Genomic DNA, 13,058 nt, shown 5'->3' with positions numbered 1-13,058 from the left:
GCTGGTCCTGTATGAATTCACAGGAGTGTACCGAAATCCTGCAAGCTTTGCACCTGCCCTGCGTTACCGGGTCTTAATCACCAGACGATTGCTCTGTTTGACCTCTTCCATCACCACGTAAGTACGGGTGTCGTTAACGCCCGGCAGGCGCAGCAAGGTCTCACCCAGCAGTTTACGGTAGGCGGACATGTCCGGTACACGGGTTTTCAGCAGGTAATCAAAGTCACCGGAAACGAGGTGACATTCTTGAGTTTCCTCAAGTTTTTGTACGGCGGCGTTAAATTGTTCAAACACATCCGGCGCGCCGCGATTCAGAGTAATCTCAACGAATACCAGCAGTGAAGCATCAAGATAATGTGGGTTCAGCTGCGCCGTATAACCCAGAATGAAGCCCTGACGTTCCAGGCGACGTACGCGTTCAAGACAAGGTGTTGGCGAGAGGCCGACACGTTTTGAAAGCTCAACGTTGGAAATACGGCCGTCTTTCTGCAGTTCATTCAGAATATTTCTGTCGATCCGATCCAGATCTTTTCCGGGGCGTTTCTTGTTGTCTACCATTATTATTGTCTCTCTTAATTCCTTCCCTTTACCTGCCAAACCCTGAAAACGTTCAATGTTCAGGGCCTTACTGAAGTGAAGTCTTTAAGCCTGTGCAGTAACGCGACCATCCGTATGACGCATGCTGTCTGTCCACATCATGCGTCATTACCAATGTCAGGCTGAGTTTATTTGGCGAAATTGCGCAAAACAGAGCTGAAATTCTGTTTTGAACCGCTAAATCTTCTCTGCTTCTGACAATGTTTTCGCAAAAGCGCAGGCGATTGTCAAAGTAAAACATCCAAATTCAGTACAAGATGCCAGACAGCGTACTGGGTTGCTGTTTTTAAATGAGAATTTTTATACAGCTGCACCACAAATTGCCGAGCAATGCCCCCTTTTGGCGCAGCGCACGTGCAGAATTGCTATTCATCGTCTACGCCGCTTGCAGTGATTGTTAACAAAATTGCTGAAACCTTTTTTTGCGGCAGCAATTTCCCTACAATCGAAAACTATGTTGTCTGACACACACTGAGGAACGCATGAGTACGGCCAAACACAGTAAGCTGCTCATTCTGGGCTCCGGCCCAGCCGGTTATACCGCAGCGGTTTATGCCGCACGCGCCAACCTGAACCCGGTTTTGATTACCGGACTGGAAAAAGGCGGCCAGCTCACCACCACGACTGAAGTCGAAAACTGGCCGGGCGACCCGCACGATCTGACCGGCCCGGCGCTGATGGAGCGCATGCAGGCGCACGCCGAGAAGTTCAACACCGAAATCATCTTCGATCACATTCACACGGTCGATCTGCAGAACCGACCGTTCCGTTTGACCGGCGACAGCGGCGAATACACCGCGGACGCACTGATCATCGCGACCGGTGCTTCAGCGCGCTACCTCGGCCTGCCGTCAGAAGAGGCGTTTAAAGGCAAAGGGGTTTCTGCCTGCGCTACCTGTGATGGTTTCTTCTATCGCAACCAAAAAGTGGCGGTGATCGGCGGCGGTAACACGGCCGTTGAAGAGGCGCTCTATCTGGCGAACATCGCCTCCGAGGTGCACCTGATTCACCGTCGTGACAGCTTCCGCGCTGAGAAGATTTTGATCGACCGCCTGATGGAGAAAGTGCGCAACGGCAATATCGTGCTGCACACCGATCGCACGCTGGATGAAGTGGTGGGCGACCAGATGGGCGTCACCGGCGTACAACTCTCCTCGACCAAAGGTGAAGCTGCGGTCTCGCTGGAAGTAGCGGGCCTGTTTGTCGCCATCGGCCATAGCCCGAACACGGCGATTTTCGACGGTCAGCTGGATCTGGAAAACGGCTATATCAAAGTGCAGTCCGGTTTGCATGGCAACGCCACGCAGACCAGCGTGCCGGGCGTGTTCGCCGCCGGTGACGTGATGGATCACATCTATCGTCAGGCTATTACCTCAGCCGGTACCGGCTGTATGGCCGCGCTGGATGCGGAGCGCTATCTGGATGGCCTGGTTAAAAACGATAAGTAAGTTGTTAATAACCTGATCATAATTACATTGAGGCGGCCAGTTTTGGTCGCCTTTTTTATCGCCTGCGTGCTACAGTTCTGCCACCCGTCTGTCCGGCATTGAGCGCCGGATTTTGCCTCTCGTCACGGTGATCAAACGGCTTCGCATGGACAAATCACGGCAACACGAACTGCTGCGCTGGCTACGCCAGCAGCGTCATCATGGCGCACGCGGCCTGCGGCTGGCTTCGCTGGCAGGTTTTGCTGCGGCGTTAATTCTCATCGCCCAGGCCTGGCTGCTGGCCTCGCTGCTGCAAAAACTGCTGGTGGAACAGCAACCGCGCGCAGAACTGGTCGGTGATTTTCTGCTGTTACTGCTGTGTTTCGCGCTGCGCGCCGCGCTGCATTACGGCCGTGAGATGGCCGGTTACCGCGCCGGCGTGGCGATTCGCCGTGCGCTGCGGCAACAGGTGCTGGACCGTCTGAACGCGCTCGGTCCGGCCTGGATTCAGGGCAAGCCGGCCGGGAGCTGGGCCACGCTGCTGCTGGAACAGATTGAAGAGATGCAGGAGTATTACGCGCGCTATCTGCCGCAGATGTCGCTGGCGGTTTTTGTCCCCTGCGCCATCCTCATCGCCATCTTCCCGATTAACTGGGCCGCCGGGCTGATTCTGCTGGCGACCGCGCCGCTGATTCCGCTGTTTATGGCGCTGGTCGGCATGGGCGCGGCCGATGCCAATCGACGTAATTTCCTCGCGCTGGCGCGTCTGAGCGGCGATTTCTATGACCGGCTGCGCGGACGCGAAACGCTGCGCCTGTTTCACCGCGCGGACGCTGAACAGCAGGCAATTGCCGCCAGCACGCAGGATTTTCGTCAGCGCACCATGGAAGTGCTGCGCCTCGCCTTTCTCTCCTCTGCGGTGCTGGAGTTTTTCGCCTCGCTGGCGATTGCCGTGGTCGCAGTCTATTTCGGCTTCTCGTACCTGGGTGAACTCAATTTTGGCCACTACGGCACCGGCGTGACGCTGTTTGCCGGTTTCCTGGCGCTGATTCTTGCCCCCGAATTTTTCCAGCCGCTGCGCGATCTCGGCACTTTTTACCATGCCAAAGCGCAGGCAGTGGGCGGCGCCGACGCGCTTGACTCCTTTTTGCGCGAAACACCGCACAGCGCGCCGGACGCAATGACGCAGACGCTGCCGCCTGACGGTCCGCTGTCTCTGCAGGCACAGGATTTAGTGATCATGACCGCCGCCGGCGAAGCGCTGTCACAGCCGCTGAATTTCCGTCTCAATCCGGGTCAGCGGGTGGCGCTGGTCGGGCAAAGCGGCGCCGGAAAAAGTGCGCTGATGAATGTCCTGCTCGGTTTTCTGCCCTACCAGGGTTCACTGCTCATTAATGACCAGGAACTGCGCGACATCAGCCGCAGCCACTGGCAGCAGCAGCTGGCCTGGGTCGGACAAAATCCGCAGCTGCCGGCGGCAACGCTGCGTGACAATCTCCAGCTCACTGACACGCCGGTGGACGAGGCCACGCTAACCGCCGTGCTGCAGCGCGCTGGCGTCAGCGAATTTTTGTCGCGTCTGCCGCAGGGGATGGATACGCCAGTTGGCGAGGGCGGCATCGGTCTGTCGGTCGGGCAGGCGCAGCGTATCGCCGTCGCACGCGCGCTGCTGAAGCCGGCCCGCCTGTTGCTACTTGACGAACCGGGCTCCGGGCTCGACAGTCAGAGCGAACAGCATGTCATGGGCGCGCTGCAGCAGGCCGCCCGGCAGCAAACCACGCTGATGATTACTCATCAGCTGCACGCCCTCGAACAGTGGGATGAAGTGTGGGTAATGCAGGCCGGACAGCTGGTGCAGCAGGGCCACTGGCAGCAGTTGATTAATGAGAGCGGACCGCTGCGCGAGCTGGCACAGCATCGTCAGAGGGAGATTGCCTGATGCGCGCGTTGCTGCCTTTCCTGCGGCTGTATCGCCGCCACCCGTGGCGTTTAGGCCTCGGCGTGGTGCTGGCTATCGTCACGCTGCTCGCCAGCATCGGCTTGCTGACGCTGTCCGGCTGGTTCCTTGCCGCCTCCTCACTGGCTGGCGTTGCCGGCCTGTACAGCTTTAATTACATGCTGCCCGCCGCCGGCGTGCGTGGCGCGGCAATCACCCGCACCGCCGCACGCTATTTTGAACGGCTGGTCAGCCACGATGCCACTTTCCGCGTGCTGCAGCATCTGCGCGTCTTTACCTTTGGCCGGCTGATGGCGCTGGCGCCGGCGCAGCTGGCGCGCTTTCGTCACGGCGAACTGCTCAACCGCTTTGTCAGTGACGTCGATACGCTTGACCACCTCTATTTACGCGTCATTTCTCCCCTGCTGGGTGCGGCAGTGGTGATTGTGGTGGTGACCTGCGGTCTGGCGCTGCTGGATGTGCCGCTGGCGCTGCTGCTCGGGGCGATCATGCTGCTGACGCTGCTGCTGATGCCGCCGCTGTTCTGGCGACTTGGTGCGCACACCGGCGAACAGATTGCCCGTCGCCAGGCCAGCTGGCGACTGCAACTGACCAGCTGGCTTAGCGGTCTGGCTGAGTTGCAAATTTATGGCGCGGCGGCGCTGTGGCGTCAGCGGCTGGATCTGGAAGAGCGCGCGTGGCAGCAGGCGCAGCAGCGGCAACACCGGCTGCAGGCACTGGCGCAGAGCCTGCTCACGCTGATCGCCGGCAGTACCGTTACCCTGCTGCTGTGGCTGGCCGCCAGCGGCGTCGGTAGTCATAGCACGCCGGGCGCGCTGATTGCCCTGTTTGTGTTTTGTGCGCTGGCCGCGTTCGAAGCGCTGGCACCGGTCGCCGGTGCGTTTCTGCCGCTGACGCAGGTAACGCGCGCAGCGCAGCGCGTGCAGGAGATTATTGATCGGCCGCCCGCGATTTGCTTCCCGACGCAGCCCGTCGCGACGCAGCCCGGCATCAGCCTGACGCTGGAACAGATCGACTTCAGCTATCCGCAGCGTCCCGACCCGGTGCTGCGTAATTTCTCCCTGACGCTCGCGGCAGGCGAACATCTGGCGCTGCTCGGCCCAACCGGCTGCGGTAAATCCAGCCTGCTGGCGCTGATCACGCGCGGCTGGGAAGCTCAGCGCGGCACGATTCGCCTGAACGATATTGCGCTGGCGGACTGGGACGAAGCCAGCCTGCGGCAGCGCATCAGCGTGGTCACGCAGCGCGTCCATCTGTTCAGTCAGACGCTGCGCGCTAACCTGCTGCTGGCTGCGCCACAGGCCAGCGATGCGCAGCTGACTGCGGTATTGCAACAGGTTGGGCTGGCGCACCTCACGCAGCACAGCGAAGGGCTGAATGCGTGGATGGGGGAAGGCGGCCGGCCGCTGTCCGGTGGTGAGCTGCGCCGGCTGGCGATTGCCCGTGCGCTGCTGCACGATGGCGATCTCTGGCTACTGGATGAGCCGACCGAAGGTCTGGATGCCGCCACCGAGCAGCAGATCCTCGCGCTGCTGCAGCAGGTCAGTCAGGGAAAAACGCTGATTATGGTGACGCACCGCCTGAGCGGACTTGAACAGATGGACCGCATCTGCGTGCTGGATGGCGGACAGATTATCGAATCCGGCAGCCATGACGAATTAATCTCAAAAGCGGGGCGCTACTGGCGTTTCCAGCAGCGCTTTGCGCTATAGTCTATGCGTTTAACCTGAGGGTGACCGACGCAATGAGACTGGTACAACTTTCACGGGATTCACTCAACTTCCCGCCGCCGGAGATGGCGCTGCGTGAGCCGAACGGCCTGCTGGCCATGGGTGGCGATCTCTCCCCTGCCCGCCTGATGAATGCCTATCAGCGCGGGATTTTCCCGTGGTTCTCGCCCGGCGATCCGATTTTGTGGTGGTCGCCGGATCCGCGCGCGGTACTGCTGCCGGAGTCGTTTCACCTTAGCCGCAGCATGGCGCGCTTCCATCGCCGTTCACCCTATCGCGTCACCATGAATCATGCCTTTGCTCAGGTAGTTGAGGGCTGCGCCAGCGAGCGTCAGGAAGGCACGTGGATCACTTTTGAAGTGAAACGCGCCTGGCTGCGGCTGTACGAGCTGGGCCATGCGCATTCGATTGAAGTGTGGCAGGATCACCGCCTGGTGGGCGGCATGTATGGCCTGGCGCTCGGCCAGATTTTTTGCGGCGAGTCGATGTTCAGCCGGGCGGAAAACGCCTCCAAAACCGCGCTGTTGATTTTCTCACAACACTTTGTTGCGCATCAGGGACGGCTGATTGATTGTCAGGTGCTCAACCCCCATACCGCCTCGCTGGGCGCAGTTGAAATTCCGCGTGTCGATTATCTGCAATACGTGCAAACGCTGGCGTGGCAACCGGTGCAGAGCGGCTGCTGGCAAACACAAACCCTTTTTTGACCGACCCCGCAGATGTTTTGCACACAATTCCCGACAAAAGTGATACAATAAGCGAGTTTGGTATGTCGTCCGCGCTTCGCTGTGGCGAGCCGGAATTGCCAGGCTGGGAATCTCACACTATTCCCGAAGCTGTTGCAGTTGTGCACCCGATGCCGATTGCTGCAGATTCTTAGCCCGCTAATCCCCCGCAGACGTCAAAAAACACCCGAATTTATCCGTAATGCACGCGCAACGGCGCGACGCACGGCGAAGCGTTGGCAAAAACAGCCAACGTTTCTTTACATAAATCATGGAATTCGGCATTATCTTGCCGGTTCAACAGTTTGGTAGTTCACCCAGAGGATTCGATGGCCAAAGAAGACAATATTGAAATGCAAGGTACCGTACTGGATACGTTACCTAACACCATGTTCCGCGTAGAGCTTGAAAACGGGCACGTGGTTACCGCTCATATCTCCGGTAAAATGCGTAAAAACTACATCCGCATCCTGACGGGCGACAAAGTGACTGTCGAGTTGACCCCGTACGACCTGAGCAAAGGCCGCATTGTCTTCCGTAGTCGCTAAGTTGTTGCACTCGCCTCGCGTTTGCTGATGTAAACTAAGCGCGAAAAAAAAGGCCGGATTTGAATCCGGCCTTTTTCTTATCTGAGCCCCCGTTAATGCACGGTGCCCTCGGTTTTACGTTTTTCCGCACTCAGGAAGTGGTAGGTAAGCTGGTTTTTCTCTTTATCCAGCGCTACCGACACCGATCCGCCATCCACCAGTGAACCAAACAGCAGCTCGTTAGCCAGCGGTTTTTTCAGGTTTTCCTGCACGGTACGCGCCATCGGACGGGCACCCATCGCTTTGTCGTAACCTTTCTCAGCCAGCCAGTCGCGCGCATCATCGCTGACTTCCAGCGACACGCCTTTCGCATCCAGCTGCGCCTGCAACTCAACGATAAACTTATCCACTACCTGATGAATCACCTCGGTATCGAGATGACGGAACCAGATAATGTTGTCGAGACGGTTACGGAACTCCGGCGTAAAGATCTTTTTGATCTCTTCCATCGCGTCAGTGCTGTTGTCCTGCTGAATCAGGCCGATTGACTTACGCTCGGTCTCACGCACCCCGGCGTTAGTGGTCATCACAACCACCACGTTGCGGAAGTCCGCTTTACGGCCGTTGTTATCGGTCAGCATGCCGTTATCCATCACCTGCAGCAGCAGGTTAAAGACATCCGGATGGGCTTTCTCGATCTCATCGAGCAGCACCACCGCGTGCGGATGCTTGATCACCGCATCGGTCAGCAGACCGCCCTGATCAAAGCCGACATAGCCCGGAGGCGCACCAATCAAACGGCTGACGGTGTGACGCTCCATATACTCGGACATATCAAAGCGCAGCAGTTCAATGCCCAGCGCCTTCGCCAGCTGCACCGTGACTTCGGTTTTACCGACCCCGGTCGGACCGGCAAACAGGAACGAACCTACCGGCTTACGCTCCTGCCCCAGGCCCGCACGGCTCATCTTGATGGCTTCGGTCAGCGCTTCAATCGCGTTGTCCTGACCAAACACCAGCATTTTCAGACGGTCGCCGAGGTTTTTCAGCGTATCGCGATCGGTGGCCGAAACGCTCTGCTCCGGAATACGGGCAATACGCGCCACCACGGATTCGATGTCCGACACGTTAACGGTTTTCTTGCGCTTGCTAACCGGCACCAGACGCGCACGCGCGCCGGCTTCATCGATCACGTCAATCGCCTTGTCCGGCAGATGACGGTCATTGATGTACTTCACCGCCAGCTCAACCGCCGCACGCACCGCTTTGGCGGTGTAGCGCACATCGTGATGCGCTTCGTACTTCGGCTTCAGCCCATTAAGAATCTGTACCGTCTCTTCAACCGAAGGCTCAGTGATATCGATTTTCTGGAAACGGCGCGCCAGCGCACGATCCTTCTCAAAGATATTGCTGAACTCCTGATAGGTCGTGGAACCCATCACGCGGATTTTACCGCTGGACAGCAACGGCTTGATCAGGTTCGCGGCGTCCACCTGGCCACCCGATGCCGCACCGGCACCGATGATGGTGTGGATCTCGTCGATGAACAGAATGCTGTTGTTATCCTGTTCCAGCTGTTTCAGCAGCGCTTTAAAACGTTTTTCAAAATCACCGCGGTATTTGGTGCCAGCCAGCAGCGAGCCGATATCCAGCGAGTAGATGGTGCACTCTTTCATCACTTCCGGCACGTCGCCCTGCACAATGCGCCAGGCAAGCCCTTCGGCAATCGCGGTTTTACCGACGCCCGATTCGCCCACCAGCAGCGGGTTATTCTTACGACGACGGCACAGCACCTGAATGGCCCGTTCCAGCTCTTTATCGCGGCCGATCAGCGGGTCAATTCCGCCGACGCGAGCAAGCTGATTAAGATTGGTGGTGAAGTTTTCCATACGTTCCTCCCCGCCTGCTTGCTCTTCGTTAACCGGATTCTCCGCGCTGTTCTGCGGCTGGCCCGGTTCGTCTTTACGCGTACCATGGGAGATGAAGTTCACCACATCGAGGCGGCTCACTTCGTGTTTGCGCAGCAGGTAAGCCGCTTGCGACTCCTGCTCGCTGAAAATGGCGACCAGCACGTTCGCGCCGGACACTTCGCTGCGACCGGATGACTGGACATGAAAGACCGCACGCTGCAGCACGCGCTGGAAGCTGAGCGTCGGCTGTGTGTCGCGCTCCTCTTCGCTGGCAGGCAACACCGGCGTGGTTTGTTCGATGAAGGCTTCGAGTTCCTGACGCAGAGCCGCAATATCCACCGTACAGGCTTCCAGTGCCTCTCTGGCCGACGGGTTGCTGAGCAGGGCCAGCAACAGATGTTCGACGGTCATAAACTCGTGACGGTGCTCGCGCGCTCTGGCGAAAGCCATGTTTAAACTGAGTTCCAGTTCTTGATTGAGCATTTGGCACCTCCCCCAATTATCGCTCTGACGGACTGAATCCTATATGGAGACAGCTTCAGGCTTTTTCCAGCGTACACAGCAAAGGATGTTGATTTTCCCGCGCGTAATTGTTCACCTGGGCGACTTTGGTCTCCGCCACTTCTGCAGTGAATACACCACAGATTGCCTTTCCATGGTAGTGAACTTTCAGCATCAGTTGCGTTGCACGTTCAACATCATAAGAAAAGAACTTTTGCAGAACGTCAATAACAAATTCCATAGGTGTATAATCGTCATTATTCAGAATGACTTTATACATTGAAGGCGGCTTTAACCCTTCGCGTACTTTGTCTTCGGCCAGATGTTCAAAGTTAAGCCAGTCGTTTGTGTTTGCCATAATGTTCCGTTGAAATTCTGCGTTACGGTAGCGCACATTTCTGTGCTCTCACCTCAAGTTTAACACGCCTGTCAAGCCGCTTTTCCTGTGACAAAAATCGGTCCTGAAAGCGCATGCGCGACCTGTATCACAAAATTTGCAATAGCGTTAACTGCCTCAAATTTTGATGAATTTCTCCCCGTGCGCCAGGGCCGTTTGCTTGACGATAAGGTCCGTTTCTCTACATTCTACTTACACAAGCTGATTGAGTTTTAAACAAACTCGACTCACAGCTTCAATGACCTCACCTACTTATCAAAATGTCTTGCGAGGGAAGTAAAAGCATGGAGACGGGTACTGTTAAATGGTTCAACAACGCCAAAGGCTTCGGCTTTATCTGTCCGGTTGGCGGCGGCGACGACATCTTCGCACACTACTCCACGATTCAGATGGAGGGATACAGAACGCTGAAAGCGGGCCAGCATGTTCAGTTCGATGTCCATGAAGGGCCGAAAGGCAACCATGCCAGTCTGATTGTGCCCTGTGAAGCATCGTCACTCTCCTGACGGGCGCGCATCTGCTCTCATTCTGACCACTCCCGAATAAAAATGCCAGCCGCAGACGCTGGCATTTTTCTTTGTCGCGCCGGGGTGCAATTAGTCTGCCCGGCCGCGCGCCAGCCACATCACACGACCAAACAGCTGATCGAGCAACGGCGGAATCGCCTGCGGACCGCGCTCGGCCGCGGCCATCGCCACCGCAATCGCCAGTTCCGGCTTCGAGCTGTGATGAATCGCTTTAGTAATAATACGCCGCACGTTCATTGGCACGTTTAACGGCAGGTGCGCCATCTGCTGATAAACATCACTGAAGCCGTGCCTGTAAAGAAAGTGTTCGATATCCGGCGCCGGGAACTGCGTGAGGTGATCGCTCTCCTGCTCGTGCGGCTGCAGCTGACTGCGCGCAGTGGCCGCGTATTTTTTTCCGGCCTCGTCGCCGTCAGTCAGCACATGCCAGGCGATGCCCATGCGGCGCGCATATTTCAGCAATGGCTTGAGCCCGGACTGGGCAAACTCAATCACCTTTACCCCTTCCGCGGCAAAATGGTAGCCGCGCTGTCGCGCCAGCTCATTAATGATCCATACCTCGGTTTCGCCCTCCACCAGCAGCCAGCAGCGGGCAAACAGCGCCGATGGCCGATTGACGCGGATATGAAAGCCGATGCGGCGCGCCTCTTCGGCACTTAATCCCTCCGGCCCGATACGCCACGCCGCCACGCGATCGGGCTCGCGCACCAGTCGGCAGATTTGCTCCAGCGCCACCTGCGACAATAGCTCGCCGGAGTTCGTGGTGGCGATTTTTTGCAGCGGCATCAGCGCCAGCAGATTCCACGCCACCGACAGCATGATCGGATGCAGCCGGGTTTCCGGGTCTTCCACCAGCAGCAACGGACGCGCGCCCGCGGGCAGCGCATCGCTGCCGTGCGCCTGCAGCAGGAGTGAGAACATGCGCAGCAGAATCACCTGGCGACTGCGCGATTCGGTGCCGGCAATCAACTGATTGAGCTGATCGAGCGAACGCCAGCCCTGACTGCCGTCGCGCAGCTCCGGCGCAACGCGCGTGGCTCCGGCATCCGGCTGCTGTACCAGAAAATAGTGCGCCATCAGCTGCTGCATCGTCTGTAAGCCCTGGCGCAACAGCGCGTCGCTCAGGGTTTGCGGCCGCGCCACCAGATCGCGCGTCAGCGTGTGCATCTCCTGCGCCAGCGCGCTCAGGGTATCTGCGCGCTGCTGCGTGTCATTGTCGCCGTGGCGCGCGCGCCGGCCAAAGCGCGCATCGCGCAGGCGCAGCACCGGATAGTACGCGCGCAGCTGCGCCAGCGCAGCGTCGGTGCCCGCCAGCGGTAACACCTCGCCACGCGCATCAATAAAGCGCCAGCGGGTTTTGACTTCGCTGCCCTGGCGCGTCGCCAGCGTACTGAAGCGCAGGTAACGGCCGGTTTCATCCTGTTGCCAGAACGGCGCAAACAGTGCTTCATGCTCATCGCCCTGCGCGCGAAAGCGGAACACCAGCTGCAGCTTATGCAGCCGCGCCGCCACCTCACCGGGCGGAAAGTGAAAGTCCTGCTCCGTAAACAGATACGGCTCGGCAGACGGGGCCAGCAGCAGCATCAGCGCATCCAGCAGGCTGGATTTGCCCCAGGCGTTTTCCCCAATCAGCAGATTGGTGTCGGTCAGCGGCAGCGACAACCGGTTAATGCCGCGAAAGCCGTGGATATCGATATGTTCCAGAATCATTGCGCAGTCCTTCAGGGCTTTGCCTGAGCATGGTCCGCCGCGCTGCGTTGGTCAAGTCGGTAGCGGGAGAAAAGGTTTACACTTCAGGCGTTTTCCATTAGCGTGGCGTCTCGCCAAAAAGGACGTCATTTTTCATGTACACCGGACTGCTTATCATCCTGGTGCCACTGATGGTGGGCTATCTGCTACCGTGGCATCAGCCCGCGCTGTTAAAGCGCGTGAACCGCCTGCTGAGTTTGCTGATTTACGCCATTCTGTTTTTTATGGGTACCAGCCTCGCCTTTCTCGACAACCTCGGCAGTAATTTGCTAATTGTATTTAAAACCGCGCTGATTGCTGCAGGTGCTATTCTGAGCTGCTCACTGCTGGCGCTGTGGCTGCTGGATCGCCGCTGGCCGTGGCGTCAGCAGCATCGCCAGCAGGATCTGCCATCGCGCTGGCACATGGTGCTGGAATCGCTCAAGCTGTGCGTGGCGGTGCTGGCCGGTTTCCTGCTGGGATTAACCCAGTGGGCGCCGCTGCGCCATGCATCGACCCTCAGCGAAATCGCGCTCATCGTGCTGCTGTTCCTGGTTGGCGTGCAGCTGCGCGGCAGCGGCATGACGCTGCGCCAGATTACTCTGAACCGGCGCGGCATGATGGTGGCGCTGGTATCGCTGTGCGGTTCACTGGGCGGCGGCGTGCTGGCGGCGTGGCTGCTCGGCGTTTCGCTGTCAACCGGCCTGGCGCTGGCCAGCGGCTTTGGCTGGTATTCGCTGTCCGGCATTCTGATGACGGAAGCGTACGGCCCGGTGATGGGCAGCGCCGCCTTCTTCAACGATCTGCTGCGTGAGCTGGCCGCAGTGCTGCTGATCCCGGTGCTGGTTAACCGTTACCGCAGTATGGCGCTCGGGCTGAGCGGCGCCACGTCGATGGATTTTACCCTGCCGATTCTGCAGCGCGCCGGCGGAATGGAGATTGTGCCTGCGGCGATTGTGCACGGTTTTATCATGAACCTGCTGGCACCGATCCTCATCGCCCTGTTTTCCGCCTGACGCGCAGCGCATTTTT

Annotated in this window: 11 protein-coding genes; 7 read left to right on the top strand and 4 right to left on the bottom strand. The window is 58.3% G+C overall.

What is annotated here, in order from left to right:
- Positions 1-63 precede the first annotated feature (63 nt).
- Complete coding sequence (gene lrp, locus MXF20_RS01495; RefSeq protein ID WP_006118610.1) at positions 64-558, bottom strand: leucine-responsive transcriptional regulator Lrp; 495 nt, start codon at positions 556-558, stop codon at positions 64-66.
- Positions 559-1,079: 521 nt separating this feature from the next.
- Here lrp and trxB point away from each other — a divergent pair.
- The 5 genes from trxB (at position 1,080) to infA (ending at position 6,984) form a co-directional block, all read left to right on the top strand.
- A complete protein-coding gene (trxB, locus tag MXF20_RS01490; RefSeq protein WP_325967248.1) occupies positions 1,080-2,045 on the top strand; it encodes a thioredoxin-disulfide reductase in 966 nt (321 codons plus the stop codon).
- A 145-nt stretch (positions 2,046-2,190) separates the two neighbouring features.
- Positions 2,191-3,963, top strand: a complete 1,773-nt coding sequence (gene cydD / locus MXF20_RS01485; RefSeq protein WP_325967246.1) for a heme ABC transporter permease/ATP-binding protein CydD — start codon at positions 2,191-2,193, stop codon at positions 3,961-3,963.
- Positions 3,963-5,693, top strand: a complete 1,731-nt coding sequence (cydC, locus tag MXF20_RS01480; RefSeq protein WP_325967243.1) for a heme ABC transporter ATP-binding protein/permease CydC — start codon at positions 3,963-3,965, stop codon at positions 5,691-5,693. Before cydD ends, cydC begins: the two co-directional genes overlap by 1 nt.
- 32 nt (positions 5,694-5,725) lie before the next feature.
- On the top strand, positions 5,726-6,418 hold the full coding sequence (aat, locus tag MXF20_RS01475; RefSeq protein ID WP_325967241.1) for a leucyl/phenylalanyl-tRNA--protein transferase: 693 nt from the start codon (positions 5,726-5,728) through the stop codon (positions 6,416-6,418).
- A gap of 347 nt (positions 6,419-6,765) precedes the next feature.
- Positions 6,766-6,984 carry a translation initiation factor IF-1 gene (infA, locus tag MXF20_RS01470; protein ID WP_002211347.1) on the top strand — a complete coding sequence of 73 codons (219 nt, stop codon included), beginning with the start codon at positions 6,766-6,768 and terminating at the stop codon, positions 6,982-6,984.
- A gap of 92 nt (positions 6,985-7,076) precedes the next feature.
- On the opposite strand, the gene clpA is transcribed toward infA, so the two are convergent.
- Positions 7,077-9,356: an ATP-dependent Clp protease ATP-binding subunit ClpA gene (clpA, locus tag MXF20_RS01465; protein ID WP_325967240.1), complete on the bottom strand. Its 2,280-nt coding sequence runs from the start codon at positions 9,354-9,356 to the stop codon at positions 7,077-7,079.
- Positions 9,357-9,411: 55 nt separating this feature from the next.
- Entirely contained in the window at positions 9,412-9,732 is a 321-nt protein-coding gene (gene clpS, locus MXF20_RS01460; RefSeq protein ID WP_021508363.1) for an ATP-dependent Clp protease adapter ClpS, read from the bottom strand.
- A gap of 323 nt (positions 9,733-10,055) precedes the next feature.
- Here clpS and cspD point away from each other — a divergent pair, with 323 nt between their 5' ends.
- Positions 10,056-10,277 carry a cold shock-like protein CspD gene (gene cspD / locus MXF20_RS01455; RefSeq protein ID WP_325967238.1) on the top strand — a complete coding sequence of 74 codons (222 nt, stop codon included), beginning with the start codon at positions 10,056-10,058 and terminating at the stop codon, positions 10,275-10,277.
- 90 nt (positions 10,278-10,367) lie between these two features.
- Here the strand turns inward: cspD and MXF20_RS01450 are convergent, their stop codons facing one another.
- Positions 10,368-12,008 carry an ATP-dependent endonuclease gene (locus tag MXF20_RS01450; protein WP_325967237.1) on the bottom strand — a complete coding sequence of 547 codons (1,641 nt, stop codon included), beginning with the start codon at positions 12,006-12,008 and terminating at the stop codon, positions 10,368-10,370.
- Between the two features lie 134 nt (positions 12,009-12,142).
- On the opposite strand from MXF20_RS01450, the gene MXF20_RS01445 reads away from it, so the two are divergent.
- The gene (locus MXF20_RS01445; RefSeq protein ID WP_325967236.1) at positions 12,143-13,042 is read left to right on the top strand and encodes a lysine exporter LysO family protein; all 900 of its coding nucleotides are present in this window, start codon (positions 12,143-12,145) and stop codon (positions 13,040-13,042) included.
- The last annotated feature ends 16 nt before the right edge of the window (positions 13,043-13,058 follow it).

Origin of the sequence: Pantoea dispersa (genome assembly GCF_035783935.1) — a bacterium.
Taxonomy (GTDB): domain Bacteria; phylum Pseudomonadota; class Gammaproteobacteria; order Enterobacterales; family Enterobacteriaceae; genus Pantoea; species Pantoea dispersa_C.
Note: the sequence above shows the minus strand (reverse complement) of the source record. Positions and strands in the feature narration are given on the sequence as shown.

Excerpts from the sequence above, each read along its gene's own strand:
- infA (WP_002211347.1), top strand. The coding sequence starts at position 6,766 with ATGGCCAAAGAAGACAATATTGAAATGCAAGGTACCGTACTGGATACG.
- cydC (WP_325967243.1), top strand. The coding sequence starts at position 3,963 with ATGCGCGCGTTGCTGCCTTTCCTGCGGCTGTATCGCCGCCACCCGTGG.
- lrp (WP_006118610.1), bottom strand. The coding sequence starts at position 558 with ATGGTAGACAACAAGAAACGCCCCGGAAAAGATCTGGATCGGATCGAC.
- aat (WP_325967241.1), top strand. The coding sequence starts at position 5,726 with ATGAGACTGGTACAACTTTCACGGGATTCACTCAACTTCCCGCCGCCG.
- MXF20_RS01450 (WP_325967237.1), bottom strand. The coding sequence starts at position 12,008 with ATGATTCTGGAACATATCGATATCCACGGCTTTCGCGGCATTAACCGG.
- trxB (WP_325967248.1), top strand. The coding sequence starts at position 1,080 with ATGAGTACGGCCAAACACAGTAAGCTGCTCATTCTGGGCTCCGGCCCA.
- clpS (WP_021508363.1), bottom strand. The coding sequence starts at position 9,732 with ATGGCAAACACAAACGACTGGCTTAACTTTGAACATCTGGCCGAAGAC.
- MXF20_RS01445 (WP_325967236.1), top strand. The coding sequence starts at position 12,143 with ATGTACACCGGACTGCTTATCATCCTGGTGCCACTGATGGTGGGCTAT.
- cspD (WP_325967238.1), top strand. The coding sequence starts at position 10,056 with ATGGAGACGGGTACTGTTAAATGGTTCAACAACGCCAAAGGCTTCGGC.
- cydD (WP_325967246.1), top strand. The coding sequence starts at position 2,191 with ATGGACAAATCACGGCAACACGAACTGCTGCGCTGGCTACGCCAGCAG.
- clpA (WP_325967240.1), bottom strand. The coding sequence starts at position 9,356 with ATGCTCAATCAAGAACTGGAACTCAGTTTAAACATGGCTTTCGCCAGA.